The organism is Reinekea marinisedimentorum, assembly GCF_004341165.1.
Classification (GTDB): domain Bacteria; phylum Pseudomonadota; class Gammaproteobacteria; order Pseudomonadales; family Natronospirillaceae; genus Reinekea; species Reinekea marinisedimentorum.
Genome location: NZ_SLZR01000003.1, coordinates 293510 through 310394, shown reverse-complemented (window position 1 = coordinate 310394; position 16885 = coordinate 293510). Strand labels below are relative to the sequence as shown.

The 16885-nt window shown below is 48.8% G+C and carries 11 protein-coding genes and 3 tRNA genes; 9 read left to right on the top strand and 5 right to left on the bottom strand.

The window, feature by feature from the left end; genetic code table 11:
- Window positions 1-12 precede the first annotated feature (12 nt).
- Complete coding sequence (gene pabB / locus BCF53_RS05575) at window positions 13-1359, bottom strand: aminodeoxychorismate synthase component I (RefSeq protein WP_279389127.1); 1347 nt, start codon at window positions 1357-1359, stop codon at window positions 13-15.
- A gap of 444 nt (window positions 1360-1803) precedes the next feature.
- Between pabB and BCF53_RS05570 the strand changes: the two genes are divergently transcribed.
- From BCF53_RS05570 to BCF53_RS05540, 7 genes are all read left to right on the top strand, one after another.
- The gene (locus BCF53_RS05570; RefSeq protein WP_132700518.1) at window positions 1804-3195 is read left to right on the top strand and encodes a PhoH family protein; all 1392 of its coding nucleotides are present in this window, start codon (window positions 1804-1806) and stop codon (window positions 3193-3195) included.
- 78 nt (window positions 3196-3273) lie between these two features.
- On the top strand, window positions 3274-3918 hold the full coding sequence (gene uvrY, locus BCF53_RS05565) for a UvrY/SirA/GacA family response regulator transcription factor (RefSeq protein ID WP_132700517.1): 645 nt from the start codon (window positions 3274-3276) through the stop codon (window positions 3916-3918).
- 18 nt (window positions 3919-3936) lie between these two features.
- A complete protein-coding gene (gene uvrC, locus BCF53_RS05560; RefSeq protein WP_132700516.1) occupies window positions 3937-5772 on the top strand; it encodes an excinuclease ABC subunit UvrC in 1836 nt (611 codons plus the stop codon).
- A gap of 63 nt (window positions 5773-5835) precedes the next feature.
- Window positions 5836-6387: a CDP-diacylglycerol--glycerol-3-phosphate 3-phosphatidyltransferase gene (gene pgsA, locus BCF53_RS05555; RefSeq protein WP_132700515.1), complete on the top strand. Its 552-nt coding sequence runs from the start codon at window positions 5836-5838 to the stop codon at window positions 6385-6387.
- A gap of 91 nt (window positions 6388-6478) precedes the next feature.
- Window positions 6479-6553: transfer RNA gene (locus BCF53_RS05550), tRNA-Gly, on the top strand.
- Window positions 6554-6696: 143 nt separating this feature from the next.
- A tRNA-Cys gene (locus tag BCF53_RS05545) sits at window positions 6697-6770 on the top strand.
- A gap of 52 nt (window positions 6771-6822) precedes the next feature.
- Window positions 6823-6909 (top strand) — tRNA-Leu (locus BCF53_RS05540).
- 92 nt (window positions 6910-7001) lie between these two features.
- Here the strand turns inward: BCF53_RS05540 and BCF53_RS05535 are convergent.
- The 3 genes from BCF53_RS05535 to BCF53_RS05525 all read right to left on the bottom strand — a co-directional run bounded on the left by BCF53_RS05535 (window position 7002) and on the right by BCF53_RS05525 (window position 9690).
- Window positions 7002-7448 (bottom strand): hypothetical protein, encoded by a 447-nt coding sequence (locus tag BCF53_RS05535; RefSeq protein WP_132700514.1) that lies wholly within the window; start codon window positions 7446-7448, stop codon window positions 7002-7004.
- Window positions 7449-7559: 111 nt separating this feature from the next.
- Entirely contained in the window at window positions 7560-8045 is a 486-nt protein-coding gene (locus BCF53_RS05530) for a DUF934 domain-containing protein (RefSeq protein ID WP_132700513.1), read from the bottom strand.
- Window positions 8029-9690 (bottom strand): nitrite/sulfite reductase, encoded by a 1662-nt coding sequence (locus BCF53_RS05525; protein WP_132700512.1) that lies wholly within the window; start codon window positions 9688-9690, stop codon window positions 8029-8031. Before BCF53_RS05525 ends, BCF53_RS05530 begins: the two co-directional genes overlap by 17 nt.
- A 345-nt stretch (window positions 9691-10035) precedes the next feature.
- Between BCF53_RS05525 and BCF53_RS05520 the strand changes: the two genes are divergently transcribed.
- Window positions 10036-14850, top strand: a complete 4815-nt coding sequence (locus BCF53_RS05520; RefSeq protein WP_132700511.1) for an NAD-glutamate dehydrogenase — start codon at window positions 10036-10038, stop codon at window positions 14848-14850.
- A gap of 58 nt (window positions 14851-14908) precedes the next feature.
- On the opposite strand, the gene BCF53_RS05515 is transcribed toward BCF53_RS05520, so the two are convergent.
- The gene (locus BCF53_RS05515) at window positions 14909-16291 is read right to left on the bottom strand and encodes an OmpP1/FadL family transporter (protein ID WP_132700510.1); all 1383 of its coding nucleotides are present in this window, start codon (window positions 16289-16291) and stop codon (window positions 14909-14911) included.
- 289 nt (window positions 16292-16580) lie between these two features.
- Here BCF53_RS05515 and BCF53_RS05510 point away from each other — a divergent pair, with 289 nt between their 5' ends.
- The gene (locus tag BCF53_RS05510) at window positions 16581-16820 is read left to right on the top strand and encodes a DUF2835 domain-containing protein (RefSeq protein WP_132700509.1); all 240 of its coding nucleotides are present in this window, start codon (window positions 16581-16583) and stop codon (window positions 16818-16820) included.
- Window positions 16821-16885 lie beyond the last annotated feature (65 nt).

The window sequence follows — 16885 nt, the reverse complement described above, 5'->3', positions numbered from 1 at the left end:
TTGGCCCTGCCTTCAGTGGGGCCGTAACGCTTTGAGAATGCGCGATACTTTAATCGCGCTTTCTTCGTATTCTTCATCTTCCTTACTGTCGATCACAATGCCACCACCACCGTGGCAACTAAGTTTGTCTGCCTGCTGGGTCAGGGTCCTGATCAGGATGTTGCTGTCCAAATCGCCATTATCTGAAAGGTAAAAAGCGCTACCGCAGTAAGCGCCACGGCGGACTGTCTCCAGTTCATCAATGATTTGCATCGCTCGCTTCTTGGGAGCGCCGGTTATTGAGCCGCCGGGGAAGGCATCTGCTAATACATCCAGCGGGTGAGAGCCTTCTTGCAGCTCTGCTGTAATTGTACTGACCAGATGGTGAACATTCCTGAAACTCTGTATTTCGAATAGTCTTTCAACCTTAACGGAGCCGGGGGTGGCATTTTTGGCAATGTCATTGCGCAGCAGGTCGACAATCATCAGGTTTTCGGCTTGGTCTTTCTCGCTGTTCTGCAGCTCTGTTCGGAGTGTTGAGTCCTGTTCCGGCGTGTCCCCCCTGGGGCGGGTGCCTTTGATCGGCTGGGTGGTGATCTTTCGGTTTTTGATCTCTATGAAGCGCTCGGGCGAAACACTGAGCAGCGAGAGTGTGGCGCAGCGGTGAAACACCGAGAAGGGTGCTGGCATGGCTGCAACCAGCGCACTGTAAAGCTGCCAGTCCGTGTCGTCGGATTGAGAAAGCCATTGCCGGGTTAGGTTTGCCTGATAAATATCGCCTTCTACCAGATAGTTCTGAATAGCCTGAAATGACTTGCTGTATGCCGTCTTCGACATTTGGCTTTGCCACTCGCCGACAACAGGCTTGCTGGCATTAGCATTACTCAGGCTTGCTTGCTTCGCGTTATCAGCAAGGCTGATGATGCGTTGCTGTACCTCCGCAGCACAATCATCCTGAATATAGAGCGTGGTTTTCTGTTCGTGGTGATTGGTGTAGCAGCTCCAACGGTAGTTGCCAACGACGGCCAGTGGCGTATTGGTGGCAGTAAACTTTGAATGCACATTGAGCCGTTCCAGTCCAAAGTCATAGCTGAAATGACCGGCCAGGCCAGATGTAAACCCGGGTTTTGCTGAGGCGGTGGATTGGCAAACGGTGGCTTTCAGCAGCTCAATAAAGTCGCCGCTAACCATTTGTTGTTGCCCGTGCACATCCGTAACCCTGGTCTGGTGGTTGCCAAGATACTCAAAGTTTCTGTCTGGCCAAGCGGAAAACCATTCGCACTGGCCTTGTTTGCCGCCTTCGTGAAACCAGATTAAACCTGATGCGTCTTTAATTTGATTGATCAGAAGTTGAGGCTGTCTGAGATAGGGGAGCTGCAATACCCGCAAGGTGCTACCTGTTTGATTTCAAAAAGAAAATTGCGATTCTTAAGTGGATGATAACTCTTAATATCCGGAAGTACAGGCGCCGGCGATAAACTTTTCCGTAGTGGTGAGGAGCAGGGCTGTCAGTACCAATGATTGAGCGGTGTTATTCGCCAAAACAGTGATGGCGCGCTGATATTGGCCTATTCTGATAGTCAGGAAGCAAAGATTTACCTGAATATATAACATTAATGCGCATCTTTTATGGTATTTGTTACTTGTCGGCACGGTAAGAGGGCAAGTAGCGCAGACTTGAGGTAATACTCAGAAACGCAGCAGCGCAGAGCCGCTGACCAGCATGACAAAGACTTATAAACCGATCGATAGGGAGGTTGTTTCGCATTTAAGGCCGAAAAGACAGAGACATTACGGAAATAATAATCGTTAGAGGATTTGCGTATGACAGAAGTTGGGACGTCCGGAATTCGCACTTATGCACTGGATACGAATGTATTAATTCACGACCCAAATGCAGTATTCAAATTTGAAGAACACCAGGTTCTGATACCCATGGCAGTATTAGAGGAGCTGGATAAACTAAAGGTTGGAGCGTCGGCAGTTGCAGCCGATGCGCGACAGGCGGTGCGCACCATTGATGAGTTGTTAGGCGCGGCCTCACCTGCAGATGTAATGAAGGGCGTGCCCTTGCCCCGGCCCGACGGTTCTACGCTGGGCAGTATTACCATTCTTGTCGCTTCCCGCGACGATACGGGCTCACTCAGCCCGACCAGCAACGATAACCTGATTATCAATGATCTGATATCTCTCAAGAAAAAGGACGAAAAAAAAGAGGTGGTACTGGTCACCAAAGATATCAATATGCGCCTAAAGGCTCGTGGCAGTGGTCTGCTTGCAGAGGACTACCACAACGACCAGCTGATTTCAGACCTGGAATCCCTCGCTACTGGTTACCATCATGTTGAAGGCAGCTTCTGGGACAAAATAGAGGCCATCGAGTCTCAGAATGTCTCCGGTAAAAAATATCATGTACTGAAGAAGGAAACCCTGCAGGCAATCCTGTCGCGAAAAGCCTATGTGAATCAGTTTGTGTTTGATGACAAAGAGTTTGTTTGTCGCATCTACAAAGAAGATGGCGAAAACTACGCGATTGAATTGCTGAACACCGGCCTGTTGATGCGGCAGAAAGCCTGGGGCCTGAGCCCGAGAGATCTGTTCCAGGCAATGGCAATGTACTTGTTGTTTGACCCCGAAATAGACCTCGTCGCCCTCAATGGTGCTGCCGGTTCCGGTAAAACAATTCTCGCCTTGGCCTGTGCTTTGGAGCAGACCATGGAAACCAAAGACTACAAGCGCATTTTGGCAACACGCAGTACGCGCGGCCTGGATGAAGACATTGGCTTCCTGCCCGGCACCGAGGCTGAGAAGATGCAGCCATGGCTGGGCGCCTTTACCGATAACCTGGAGGCCCTGCATTCCGAAGATTTTGACCCGGGCAGCAGTGAAGACTATGTTGGCTCTAAAGTTCCGCTGCAGTTTAAGAGCCTTAACTTTGTGCGTGGTCGAAGCTTCCAGCAGACGTTTCTGATTGTCGACGAAGCTCAGAACCTGACACCGCATCAGGTGAAAACAATAGTCACCCGTGCCGGCGAGGGCACCAAGGTGGTCTGTTTGGGTAACCTGGCGCAGATTGATACGCCTTATTTAGGCGCAACCAGTTCCGGCCTTACCTACCTGAGTGAGCGTTTTAAAGGCTTTAGCCACGGTGGTTCCATCACCCTGCAGTCTGTTGCTCGCAGTCGTTTGGCGGCATTTGCCGAAACCCACCTGTGACCAACTACTGAGGAAAATCACTTTCTAATGCGATCAGCCCGAAGTATTATCTGAGGGCTGATTTTCTTGGGGTGTATCGTGGTAGAGCTGATTGTTGTAGATGATCATGACTTAGTTCGTTTTGGGCTGGTGAGATTGCTTTCTGATGTTGAAGGCATCCGGGTGGTCGCAGATGGCGATAGCGGTGAAGCGGCAGTTAAGTTAGCCAAGAAACATGAGCCCGATGTCATCCTTATGGATGTTCGTATGCCGGGAATGGATGGCATTGAAGCGACCAGGAAAATATTAAGGCAATTTCCCGATATTAAAATTATTGCAGTGACCGCCTGTGGCGATGACCCTTTTCCATCGCGGCTGTTGCAGGCCGGTGCTTCAGGCTATTTAACCAAAGGTGCTTCAACGGATGAGATGTTGAAGGCCATTAAAACAGTTATGGCCGGGCAGAAATACCTGACGCCAAGCATTGCGCAAAAGCTGGCTCTTCAAAGCTTTTCCGGTTCCGGCAATCCTTTCAATGATCTTTCTGACCGCGAGATGCAGATAGCGACGATGATTTGCTCCTGTAAAAAGGTTCAGGAAATTTCAGATAAACTCTGTCTCAGCCCAAAAACTGTAAATACCTATCGTTATCGTGTATTTGAAAAGCTGTCTGTTTCTTCAGATGTAGAGCTTACGCACCTGGCCATTCGTCATGGTTTGCTGGAACCTCAAGAGCTGGTCTGAAGACATTAGTTAGTATTCATGACACAAAACACACCAGAAGTTTTTGACCATAAAACCTTTCTAAGAAACCTTACGACCCGGCCCGGTGTTTATCGAATGTACAGCGTCGATAAAGAACTGCTGTACGTGGGTAAGGCGAAAAACCTGAAGAACAGGGTTTCCAGTTATTTTCGCAGCCGCGGGCTGACGAACAAAACTGTCGCGCTGGTTTCCCGTATCCACTCAATCGAAATTACCATTACCCACAGCGAAACCGAGGCGTTACTGCTTGAGCAGACGTTGATTAAGAATCACCGGCCGCCCTATAACATTCTGTTGGTTGATGATAAGTCTTACCCCTACATTAAACTGACCAGCCAGCATCAGTGGCCGGGCCTGTACCTGCACCGTGGAGCGCGAAGCAACTCAGATGAGTTTTATGGCCCTTTCCCCAGCGCCAGCGCTGTGCGCGAAAGCCTGGTGCTGTTGCAGAAGGCTTTCCGTATTCGTCAGTGTGAAGACGCTGTTTTTGAAAACCGTAACAAACCCTGCCTGCAATACCAGATAAAGCGCTGTAAAGCGCCTTGCGTGGGGTACGTTTCAAAGGAAGAGATCGATAAAGATCTGGCTAAAACCCGGGCCTTTTTAAAGGGGAAGAGTCAGGATCTGATCCACACAATTGAAAAAGAAATGGATTCAGCCGCCGCCAGCTACAACTACGAGCAGGCGGCAGAGTATCGTGATCAGCTGTTATTTCTGCGCAAGGTGCAGGAGCAGCAATACGTTGCCGGTGGTAAGGGCAATGTTGATGTATTTGCCGTGGTTAAACAGGCCGCCGGCGTTTGCATTCATTTTCTGATGGTGAGAGACGGGCGCATGATCGGTAGCCGCAGCTTCTTTCCCAAGCCGGGTATTGAAGAGAACGAAAGCCTGATTATGGCCGGCTTCCTTGCTCAGTATTACCTGGCGAAGCATCACGGTGACTGTCCGTCGCAAATTTTATCCAATGTGCCACTGGAAGATGCCCGGTGGCTGGAAGCGGCACTGAAGGAGCAGTATTCAAAAACAGTTACTGTGCAGCATGCTGTGCGCTCCACTAACGCTAAGTGGCTGGAGCTTGCAAAAACCAACGCAGCAGAGCAACTGCAGTTGCGAATGTCTCACGGTGCGCAGATAACGGCACGCCTGGAAGCCCTTCAGGAAGCCTTGTCGCTGGAAAAAATTCCGGAGCGCATTGAATGTTTCGATATTTCGCATTCCAGTGGTGAAGCCACCACAGCGTCTTGCGTCGTCTTTGATCAGGATGGGCCCAATAAAAGCCTGTACCGTAAGTTCAATATTGAAGATGTGACCGCAGGCGATGACTATGCTGCCATGTCTCAGGCTATTCACCGCCGTTACTCCAGATTGCAGAAAGAAGGTACTGCCTTGCCGGATCTGCTGATCGTAGACGGCGGAAAAGGCCAGATGAATATGGCACTGGATGTAATGCAGGGCCTGGCCATCAGTATTCCACTGCTGGGTGTGGCGAAGGGTGAAACCCGTAAGCCCGGCATGGAAACCCTGTTTTTTGAAACCACCGATAACGTTGTCTTGTTGCCAAATCACTCGCAGGCGCTGCATTTAATTCAGCACATTCGCGATGAGGCGCACCGGTTTGCAATTACCGGCCACAGGGCGCGTCGTGGTAAAGCCAGAATCGGATCCGTGCTGGATGATATACCACAGGTGGGGCCGGGCAGGCGGAGATCGCTGATCCGTCATTTTGGCAGCGCCTTGGCCGTTAAATCTGCCAGTGTGGAAGAAATTGCAAAAGTTTCCGGAATTTCCAAATCGCTTGCGCAAAGCATCTATGATTACCTTCACTCAACCTAGGCAGGTTGTTTCAAGCGTCGTCATAGTGGTTATAATGCTTTTAATAAATTTTTCAGGTGCCTCATGAATATCCCAAATCTACTTACGCTGCTTCGGCTTGTTTTAATCCCTGTCTGCGTCATTACTTATTATCTGCCTTTTGATTGGGCCTATATGACCACAGCCGTATTGTTTACCGTTGCTGCGGTGACCGATTGGTTTGATGGCTATTTGGCGCGTAAATGGGACCAAACCACGCCTTTTGGTGCCTTTTTAGACCCGGTGGCAGATAAACTCATCGTTGCCGCGGCTCTGGTGATATTGGTGGAAAGCCATCACACCATCTGGCTGACTATTCCAGCGGTGATTATTATCGGCCGGGAGATCGTTATTTCCGCCTTACGCGAGTGGATGGCGGAACTGGGCAGTCGCTCCAGTGTGGCGGTTAATAATCTGGGGAAAATTAAAACCACGGTACAAATGATCGCCATCGTTGTTTTGTTGAGTCAGGCTCCGGGTACATTGTTATCCACTGTCGGGCTTGTTTCTTTGCAGGTTGCTTCGGTTTTAACGCTCTGGTCGATGATCGTTTATCTCAAAGCAGCGTGGGGCGATTTAAAGCCAAAAGCGTCCTAAGTGCTTAAAATAAAAGAAGAAAATGTTTGACATTGATGGGTGCTTAGTTAAAATGCGCCCTCGTTGAGTTGCTACAGATACTTAACAAAAAGCGGGAATAGCTCAGTGGTAGAGCACAACCTTGCCAAGGTTGGGGTCGGGAGTTCGAGCCTCCTTTCCCGCTCCAATTACTCTAAGAAATTAGGTGATTGAAATCGGAGTAGTGTTCCGACCCCAAGGGGTCAGGACCGGGATACCGGCCAGTTGAGCCTTCTTTCCCGCTCCAGTCATTCTAAGTAATTAGGTGATTGAAAAGAAGCTTTCCTTAAAGGCGCGGTGGCAGAGTGGTCATGCAGCGGACTGCAACTCCGTGTACGCCGGTTCGATTCCGACCCGCGCCTCCATTTTCAGGATAATCTGGCTTCTTCTGCATCGGGTTAATAGCCCGAAGTCTTTGCGGGTGTGGTGGAATCGGTAGACACACAAGACTTAAAATCTTGCGATGGAAACATCGTGCCGGTTCAAGTCCGGCCACCCGCACCATCTGGTTATATTTTTTAGTTTCGTGTATTTCCTTCGCTTCTGGCTTTCGTTTTCTTCGCTGTAAGTCTGTTTCCTTCAAAATTTTCTGTCTGTTATATCGCCAATTCCAGCTGCGGATCTTTCGCTCCTATAGCCTGATCACGACAAAAAAGTAATGTTTTGCATTTGCAGTGACTGACATCCTGAAACTCTCTGGCCATGTCTTCGCTGTTCAGCCATGCAGCAACCAGCGAGCTCTTTCCGTTCAGCATGCTTTGCCTAATGTATTTAAGCGTACTCGGGTTGTGTTCTTTGAGTATCACAATACGGAAATAACAATGACCGAGCCCGCTGGCTTCAAGAAACCGGTCATCCGGTTTGAAAGGTGGGTTGATCAGGGTTATCCATTGTTTGCGGTCGGTATTCTTGATAGTGCCCAGTAGCCTGTGCCACTGGGTAAACAGTGGCGCGCAAATGGAGTGTACCTGTTGTTCTCCCGTTGCTGTGACAAGGTGAACAGGTGGATAGGGATTACTGACGCTCTGGGCAGAAGTAAGCATATTGACCTCGATCTGTATGAATAAACAGTATCTGTATTTATATACAGTAGTTTTGCTGAAGTCAAAAAAAAAGAGCCGTTTTTGGCTCTTCTTTTTTAGCGGGGTGCTCGGTTATTTGCGGCGGAACAACGGCTCCGGCTGCTGAGCATCTGCCTGATAGGCATTGGATACAATGCCTTTAATACCCGGTATCAGGGCGGCTTCTGCTTCATTCCTGCAATCAAAGCTGGTGAAGCCACAGCGGCTCAGGAAGGCTACCTGATCAGGCATGAAGTCACCAGCGGCGCGTATGTCACCGCTGTATGCATGCTGTTCGCGTAGCTCACGTGCAAAGGTAAAGAACCGGCCATCGGCAAATTTACCGAATTTAAAGACGATAACGGGTTGTTCGCTCAGGCTTTCCAGCAGTACTTCAAAGGAATCCTGATCGGAGAACAGAATGCCGTACTGCTTGTCTGCCAGGCCGTTATTACGCGCCTCTGTAACTAAACTGAGCGGTATCAGGGGCTGTAGTGCAGCGGATGCGGCCTCTAATGAATCAACCTCAATCCAGCCATCTGATTCAACCGCCTGATTGTTCTTAACTAGCTTTGGCATATACGCGCTCCTTAAATGGCTCCAGACCCAGACGGTTAACGACAGAAATAAAGGGTTCTTCTTCTGACCGGCTTTCTACAAACACATCGATAATCTTCTTGATAACGCCCGGCATGTCTTCAGCTTTGAAGGAAGGGCCAAGAATTTTACCAACCTGCGCGTTTACGCCGCTGTCGCCACCTAAAGACACCTGATAGAACTCTTCACCTTTCTTATCGACACCCAGTACACCGATATGGCCAATGTGGTGGTGACCACAGGCGTTCATGCAGCCGGAAATGTTCAGATCGAGATCGCCCAGGTCGAACAGGTAGTCGAGATCGTTGAATTCTGTCTGGATGGCTTCGGCAATCGGAATCGATTTGGCATTAGCCAGTGCGCAGTAATCGCCACCGGGGCAGCAGATGACATCGTTCAGCGTGCCAACGGTCGGGTCTGCGAAGCCCAGAGCGTCCAGAGCCTGCCACAAGGCAAACAGGTCAGATTGTTTAACATCCGAGAATACAACGTTCTGCTGGTGGCTGACGCGCAGCTCGCCCTGGCTGAACTGATCGGCAAGGTCTGCGATCTGTTCCAGCTCGGTATCGGTGGCATCACCCGGTGGGTGTCCCACTTTTTTAACTGAAAGCGTAACCGCTGCGTAACCGGCTTCTTTATGGGCCTGTACATTCTTGGTCATCCACTTGTCAAACGGGTCGTTTTCAAAGCGCAGGCTGGCCAGTTTTTCAGTTTCATCGGCAAGCGGTTGGTAATCAACCGCGGTGAAGTAAGATTTAACCCGGTTAATTTCTTCATCGGTCAGGCGGTTTGGGCTGTCTTTAATCATCTGCCATTGCGCGTCGACCAGTTCGCGGAACTTATCAACGCCAAGGGCTTTCACCAGAATCTTAATTCGGGCTTTGTATTTGTTATCGCGACGGCCATGAACGTTATAAACACGCAGAATGGCTTCGAGATAGGTAATCAGATCTTCCTGTTCAAGGTAGGAACGAACCTCCTGGCCCGCTAATGGGGTCCGGCCCAGGCCGCCGCCCACATAAACTTTAAAGCCAGTTTTGCCTTCATCGTTCTTAACCAGCTGCAGGCCAATATCATGGAAGCGGATGGCTGCACGGTCTTCGCTTTGCGAGCCGTTCACGGCGATCTTGAATTTACGCGGCAGGAAGGCGAATTCGGGGTGTAGTGTCGACCACTGACGAATAAGCTCACACCAGGGGCGTGGATCTTCAATTTCATCGGCAATCACGCCGGCAAACTGGTCGGTGGTGGTGTTACGGATACAGTTACCGGAGGTTTGAATGGCATGCATCTGCACAGAGGCCAGTTCTTTGAGGATTTCCGGTACATCTTCCAGCGCAGGCCAGTTGAGCTGAATATTCTGGCGGGTGGTAAAGTGGACATAGCCTTTGTCGAAGCGTCGGCTGACATCCGCAATTTTGCGCAGCTGGGTAGAGGTCATCAACCCGTAAGGAACGGCAATGCGCAGCATTGGCGCATGTCTTTGCACATAAAGTCCATTTTGCAGTCGTAAAGGCAAAAACTCTTCCGCTGCCAGTTGGCCTGCCAGGAAGCGTTCCGTCTGTTCCTTGAATTGAACCACGCGTTGATCAACGATCTGTTGGTCGTACGAGTCATAAACGTACATTTTCTAACCTTACTTTAAGTGGGTGTTTGGCGAATAGAGTGTATCCGCACCAATCATAGGGTCACTATATCGTAACTGCGATATTCTCTGAATTATTAAAGAATCATAAAACCCTATGTAATGGTTATAAAGAGGCTGTTTCAAAAGCTGTACAGGTGCTAATCGAAGAGATTTTTGGATCGGTGTTTTCTGAAAACGATTACATATTCTATGTTTATGGAATCTTTAGCTTTTTTACTGCTCGAAGCTACTCAGTTGATTGGTGCTAAACATTTACGTAACTGGTGTTTGTTTTGATTTCCGACCTGTATCACTCTACTCAAACTAAAAAATAATGAGGCTGATATGACCACCCACTTGCAGTTAGACCGCGACGAACTTGTAGACACTCTTTTTCAGCGGCTGCAGTCGCACTTTGCCCGAACACATCACCAAAACCTGAAAACCTTTATTAGCGAATTTCTCAAGCACACGTCCATGCGCGATCTGAACAACTATGAGCAGAGTGATCTGGCCGGCATGGTTGTTACTCTATGGGGGGCTCTGCAAAGCAAAAGCGACACTCATAAGGGTGTTCAGGTACTGAACCCGAATATTGAAGAGCACGACTGGCAGAGTCAGCACACCATCGTGGCCATTGTTTCTGATGACATGCCGTTTATTATCGATTCTGCCCGGTTAGCACTGAACAGAAAGGCCATTAACATTCATGCTGTTTTTTATGGTGTCTTTAATGTGGTGCGCAACGCCGAAGGGCTGTTTGAGCGCTTCGACGCCAAAGGCAACGAAGAGCTTGTGCTGTGTATGGAGATGGACCGCACCAGCGATGCCAGCCAAACGCGGGAGGTGGAGCAGTCTCTTAAGCAGGTTTTAAGCGATGTCTCTTATGTCGTGAACGATTTCCCGGTAATGCACCAGAAAACCAGGGACGTCGTCGAAGAGCTGAAAACCAGTGCGTTGCCGGTTTCGGCGGATGATGCCAAAGAAGCCATCGTTTTTATGGAATGGCTGGGCGATAACCATTTCAGCTTTTTAGCCTACGATGAATACGAAGTAAAAGACGGTTGTGTAGTGCAGGTGCCGGGTACCGCTCTGGGCCTGTTTAAAAAGGTGACAAACCGCCGCTCTGAAGTGATTGATGAGATGTCGGAAACTCGCCGCGAGCACGTGTTCAAGAAAGAGCTGCTTATTTTCACCAAATCCGGCAGACGCTCCACGGTGCATCGCTCCGCTTATTCAGATTACGTTGTCGTTAAGAAATTTAATGACAAGGGTGAAGTCATTGGTGGTCGTCGATTCCTGGGGCTATATACCTCTTCCGTGTACAACGAAACCCCGGCCAATATACCGGTGCTGCGTAAAAAGCTGGCGCAGGTTCTGGAACAAAGTGGTTATCTTGCCGGCAATCATGCCTATAAAGAGCTGGCGGCCATTCTTTATAATTTCCCCAGAGATGAGTTAATTCAAAGCTCCGTTAACCGGTTGTTGACGGTCGGCAATGAGGTTCTGTCCATTCAGGAACGTAAACAGATTCGCTTGTTTATGCGCACCGATGCGTACGGAAAGTTTCTGAATATAGTGGTGTACACGCCGCGAGATATTTTCAATACCCAAATTCGGATTCTGATGCACGATATGTTTGCCGATTACTTCGATGTGGAAGGCTCCGACTTTACAACCTACTTCAGCGAATCGGTGCTCACCCGAACAAGGTTTGTGTTCAAGCTGGCCAGCCCCATAGAAGAGCTGCCGCCGGCGGAAATGTTTGAAAACCGTATTGAACAGTTTTCACGCAGTTGGAATGAAGAGCTGCGTTCGGCCATGGTTGAAACCTTTGGCGAAGAGCAGGGGATTGCACTGTATCAATCCTACGCGGATGCCTTTCCGCCGAGTTACATTGAAGAGTACAGCGCACGCGTCGGTGTTGCCGATGTACAGCGTATAGAAAAACTTCATCAGAGCTCAGACACCAACCTGTCGTTGAGCTTCTTCAGAACCATAGAGCCGAATGGCAGTGTTCTGAAACTGAAGATCTTCAATAAGGGTGAAGCGCTGCTGCTTTCAGACCTAATTCCGGTGCTGGAAAATTTTGGCCTGAAGGTTGTCGATGAGTTTCCGTTTGAGATTGAGCACCCGCAATACGGCTGTACCTGGATTTACGATTTCAATCTGATTTACGAGCCAATACCGGATTTAGACCCGGTGAAGCACCGCGAGCGCTTCTCTAATGCGTTTATTAATATCTGGCAGGGCCGGGCAGAAAACGATGCCTTTAACCAGCTTATTCTGAAGGCCAGCCTGACCTGGCGGGAAGTGGCGATGTTCCGCGCATACGCCAAGTATCTGAAGCAGATTCAATTCAGCCTGAGTACTGAGTACCTGTCGCAAACCCTGATTCATTATTCTGCCATTACCAATGATCTTTCAGAGTTGTTTTCCGCCCGGTTTAACCCGCAGAAGAAACAGTCGAAAGCAACCACGGAAAAGTGGGAAAAGGCAATTGTTGATCAGCTTGAAGACGTCAACAACATCAACGAAGACCGGATTTTCCGCCGATATGTTGAGTTAATAAATGCAACGCTGCGGACCAATTTCTACCAGGAAGAGGCATCCGGTCAGCGCAAGGATTACATCAGCTTTAAGCTGAATCCGCATGTCATTACGGAGCTGCCGTTACCGAAGCCGAAGTATGAGGTGTTTGTTTATTCGCCCAGAGTGGAAGGTGTTCACCTGCGTGGTGGCAGTGTCAGCCGTGGGGGGCTGCGCTGGTCCGACCGCAATGAAGATTTTCGTACCGAAGTACTGGGCCTGGTTAAGGCGCAGCAGGTTAAGAATGCCGTTATTGTGCCCGTTGGGGCTAAGGGCGGCTTTGTGGCCAAATGCCTGCCGGCGGCCGATGATCGTGAAGCGGTCATGGCTGAAGGTATTGAATGTTACAAGATCTTCATTCGTGGCTTGCTCGATATCACCGATAACCTGGTAGAAAAGAAAATCTCTGCACCAAAAAGCGTGGTGCGCTACGACGAGGATGATCCCTACCTGGTTGTGGCCGCCGATAAGGGTACGGCCACATTCTCAGATATAGCCAACAGCGTTGCCGCAGAATACGGTTTCTGGCTGGGCGATGCCTTTGCATCGGGTGGCTCTTATGGTTACGACCACAAGAAAATGGGTATTACTGCCCGCGGTGCCTGGGTGAGTGTACAGCGTCACTTCCGTGAACAGGGCGTGGATGTGCAAAAAGACCCGATCACCGTGATCGGCATTGGCGATATGGGCGGTGATGTCTTTGGTAACGGCCTGATGCTGTCCGATTCCGTGAAACTGATCGGTGCCTTTAACCATATGCATATATTCTTTGACCCTGAGCCGGATGCTAAAGAGAGCTTCAAAGAGCGTAAGCGCCTGTTCAACCTGACCCGGTCATCCTGGGCGGATTATGATACCAAGCTGATATCGCAGGGCGGTGGTGTCTATTCGCGCAGTGCTAAATCGATCACCGTCACCAAAGAAATGAAGTCGGTGCTGGGCATCACCAAAGCTAAGGTGACGCCAACAGAGTTGATCATTTCCATGCTGAAGGCGAAGGTCGATCTGCTTTGGAATGGCGGTATCGGCACCTATGTTAAAAGCAGTCGCGAGGTTAATTCTGATATTGGCGATAAAGCAAACGATGCCCTGCGCATTAACGGTAATGAATTGCGCTGCAAGGTTGTGGGCGAGGGCGGCAACCTGGGCTTGAGCCAGCTTGGTCGTATTGAGTTCAGCCTCAATGGCGGCGCCTGCTTTACCGACTTCATCGATAACGCCGGTGGCGTCGATTGCTCGGACCACGAAGTGAATATCAAGGTATTGCTTGATGAGATGGTCACTAATGGCGATTTAACCGTGAAGCAGCGCAACCAAACGCTGGAATCTTTAACGGAAGATGTCTCTGCGTTGGTACTCAAGAACAACTACCGGCAAACTCAGGCGCTGGGTATCGCGTATTCAGAGTCTTACCGTCGCGTGGAAGAGTATCGTCGCTTAATGAACATGCTGGAATCTGAAGGCAAGCTCGACCGAGCACTGGAATTCCTGCCATCCAATGACATCATTTCTGAGCGCAAAGCGGATGGCATTGGTCTTTCCCGGCCGGAAATGGCCGTGCTTATTTCTTACGTAAAAGGTGACTTGAAAGAGCAGATGGCCACTGATGAGCTTGCCGGTGACCCGGAAGTCAGTCAGATCATTAAGGCGGAGTTTCCTAAGGCGCTGGTTACCAAGCCCGGTGTTGATATCCACAAGCATCTGTTGCGCAAAGAGATAATCGCCACGCTTACCGCAAACGAATTGGTAAATTACCTGGGCATCACAGCCTTTATTCGCCTGCAGGAAAGCACCGGTGCCTCTGCCGTAGAAATTGCTAAGGCCTTTATGGCTTGCCGTGAGGTGTATGGGTTGGTTGATATCTGGCAGCAGATAGAAGCACTGGACCATAAGATTTCTTCCGAGTTGCAAAACAGCATTATGCTGAAAACATCTCGCATGGTTCGGCGTGCTACGCGCTGGGTGATAAAGAACTTCCGGTCCGGGTTGGATACCCAGCAGATTATCAAGCTGTTTAAGAAGCCGCTGGCAGAGCTGGAATCCAAGCTTAAAGATATGCTGCCTGATCATGCCCGCCATGATTGGCTGCAGGAAAAACAGGATTTGATGGATGCCGGTGTGCCGGAAGCACTGGCGGAAAAGATTGCTTCCGTCGATATGCTTTATTCTGCGCTGGGTATAATCGCTGCGGCTCAAAACCTGAATCAGGATGTAAACCTTGCAGCTCAGGCTTACTTCTGTATTGGTGAGGCGCTTGGGCTGGAATCTTTTATATCCACGCTTAATGCGATCAACGTCAGTACGCACTGGCAGGCGATGGCGCGCGAGTCTTTCCGTGATGACATTAAATGGCAGCAGAGAAAGATTATTCAGGGCTTACTGACCGATAAAAGTGATCTGGATATCAATGCCCAGGTTGAGCAATGGCTGGAAACCAATAAAGATTTGGTTGATCGCTGGCTGCGCATGATGAATGAGGTGCGCTCGGTGAATGAGCCGGAGTTTAGTCTATACAGTGTAGCGATTCGTGAGTTGCTCGATTTGGCGCAGGCGACTGTTGCGGAGTTCTGATACCGAAAAACGAAAAAACCAGCCGGTGGCTGGTTTTATTTGCTTTAGATAAAGTGATTTAGAATTTGTAGTTGACCTGCAGGCCGGCTAACCAAGCTGTGGTTTCTGATGTACCCTCTAAAGTGTAATCTGACGTACCATCGCTGTCTGTATCGATGCTTTCTGTAATTTCGATTTCTTCACCAACAAGATAAGTTAAGCCAAGATCAACAGATGCATTTTCGTTTACCTGCCAGGTAGCACCGGTTGAATACCACATGCGGTTTGAATCTACGATAGAGAACAGACGGTCATCTTCTGAGATTGGGCTTTCATCGTACGAGATACCTGCACGCAATGTTATCTTCTCATTAAGGCTGTAGGTACTACCTAAAGAGAAACGCCAAGAGTCATTCCAGTTATATTCTTTGGTGTATTCGGTATAGGTATCGCTGTCTAAGTTAAAGACCAGATCTTCGAATACCCCCCATCCGATATACATAGCACTGTAGTGCACTGCCAGCCTATCGTTTAACTCGTGGTAACCTGAAAATTCTGCAATTGATGGTAAGCTAATATCTAAGTTGTCTATATCATAGCTTAAGTACCCATAAGTTGGGTGATAAGTGGAGAATGTACTTGAGCCGTGTGCATCGACTTCCAGGTCCATCGCGCTCTTATAACTTAAGCCAAAGCGATGGGCTTCACTAAGCTCGTATACTGCACCGATATCCCATCCGAAAGTCCAGCCGGAGCCTTCAAAATCAACGCCAGACTCACCCGCACCGGCATCTGGTCCAGGCCGTTCAAATGTGCCACCACCGTTTAGAGCTTTTACTGAGCCACCAATACTCAAGGATTCATTTACGCGATAGCCCGCGGTGCCACTGTAGTTAATTGACCAGATTTTGGTGTAACCAGCGAATAGACCAGTAACGCCGCTTGCTTGTTCATTGAATTCATCATCATACTCAACATTAGTGCCGAAATCAGAATATACGCTGAAGCCAAATGACAGTTGATCATTAACAGGGCGAACGAGGTACAAATAAGGAACATAAGATGTATTGGTTACATCTTCGTCATCTTCTAATGATAAAGCGCTGTTTAGTGTTACATCAGTTACATCTGTATTTGGTGCCACAGCGTTTGTTCCGAACGAAATTTCCCATTGATCAAGTAACATTATTGCAGCTGGATTATTCGCAATGACGCTAGAGTTATCAGCAATAACAGCATCGCCTGCGTTAGCGCGGCCTAAGCCTGAAGCCGAGTGGTTGGTAACCTGAAAGCCTGCGGCGGTTACATAGGGGGTAGCAGCCAGGCTGCCGGCAGCAGCTATAGCAAGGGTGATCTTATTTAGTTTCATGCTTCTCTCTCTTTTTCTTTTTATCGGAATAGGCAAATTAAGTTTTTCTAATGTGCCGAAAACCGAGTATAGGCAAAGCTGTTTGTAAGGCATTGGGAAATGCTTTGTATTTGTGAATTTTATGATTTGGTGTAAATAAAGGGTAGGAATTACGGGTTAATTGTGAATTTCCGTAAAGTAAATAGTTGAGATGTAATCAGATTTTTCTTATTTTCGTAAAAACCAACCATCAACTAATAAATGATTGATTTAAAGCATGATCTAATGGTGTAAGAAATAATAAGGGCTGTAATTCACTAAATTCAGCGTTTTTTAAGTGGTTGGGTTTATAGTTGTTTTCGTTCAGCTGGTTTCGCAAAACACAGTAAAAGGGTAGGTTATTTTGAGTGCTAATGAGTTCGCTGACTCCATTATCGTAGATATCTTTATCTCTGCAGATGATTACCTGCGTCATTACCAGGGCCAGGTCTCTCAGGTTTCGGCCGTTGCCCGGGATGGCCGCCGTGTGCAGTTCCCCAGCAGCATCCTTCAGCCATTCGTTACCCACGAGGGAATTCAGGGTACTTTCGCGATTCGGTTCGATAAACATCACAAGTTTTCAGGAATAGATAAAATCTCTTGATCTTATGGCTATCCACCATGGCTAAAGAACGTATAATCGCGCCCCAAATTCTGGCCAGGAGAGTT

Excerpts from the sequence above, each read along its gene's own strand:
- BCF53_RS05570 (WP_132700518.1), top strand. The coding sequence starts at position 1,804 with ATGACAGAAGTTGGGACGTCCGGAATTCGCACTTATGCACTGGATACG.
- uvrC (WP_132700516.1), top strand. The coding sequence starts at position 3,937 with ATGACACAAAACACACCAGAAGTTTTTGACCATAAAACCTTTCTAAGA.
- pgsA (WP_132700515.1), top strand. The coding sequence starts at position 5,836 with ATGAATATCCCAAATCTACTTACGCTGCTTCGGCTTGTTTTAATCCCT.
- BCF53_RS05535 (WP_132700514.1), bottom strand. The coding sequence starts at position 7,448 with ATGCTTACTTCTGCCCAGAGCGTCAGTAATCCCTATCCACCTGTTCAC.
- BCF53_RS05530 (WP_132700513.1), bottom strand. The coding sequence starts at position 8,045 with ATGCCAAAGCTAGTTAAGAACAATCAGGCGGTTGAATCAGATGGCTGG.
- BCF53_RS05525 (WP_132700512.1), bottom strand. The coding sequence starts at position 9,690 with ATGTACGTTTATGACTCGTACGACCAACAGATCGTTGATCAACGCGTG.
- BCF53_RS05520 (WP_132700511.1), top strand. The coding sequence starts at position 10,036 with ATGACCACCCACTTGCAGTTAGACCGCGACGAACTTGTAGACACTCTT.
- BCF53_RS05515 (WP_132700510.1), bottom strand. The coding sequence starts at position 16,291 with ATGCCTTACAAACAGCTTTGCCTATACTCGGTTTTCGGCACATTAGAA.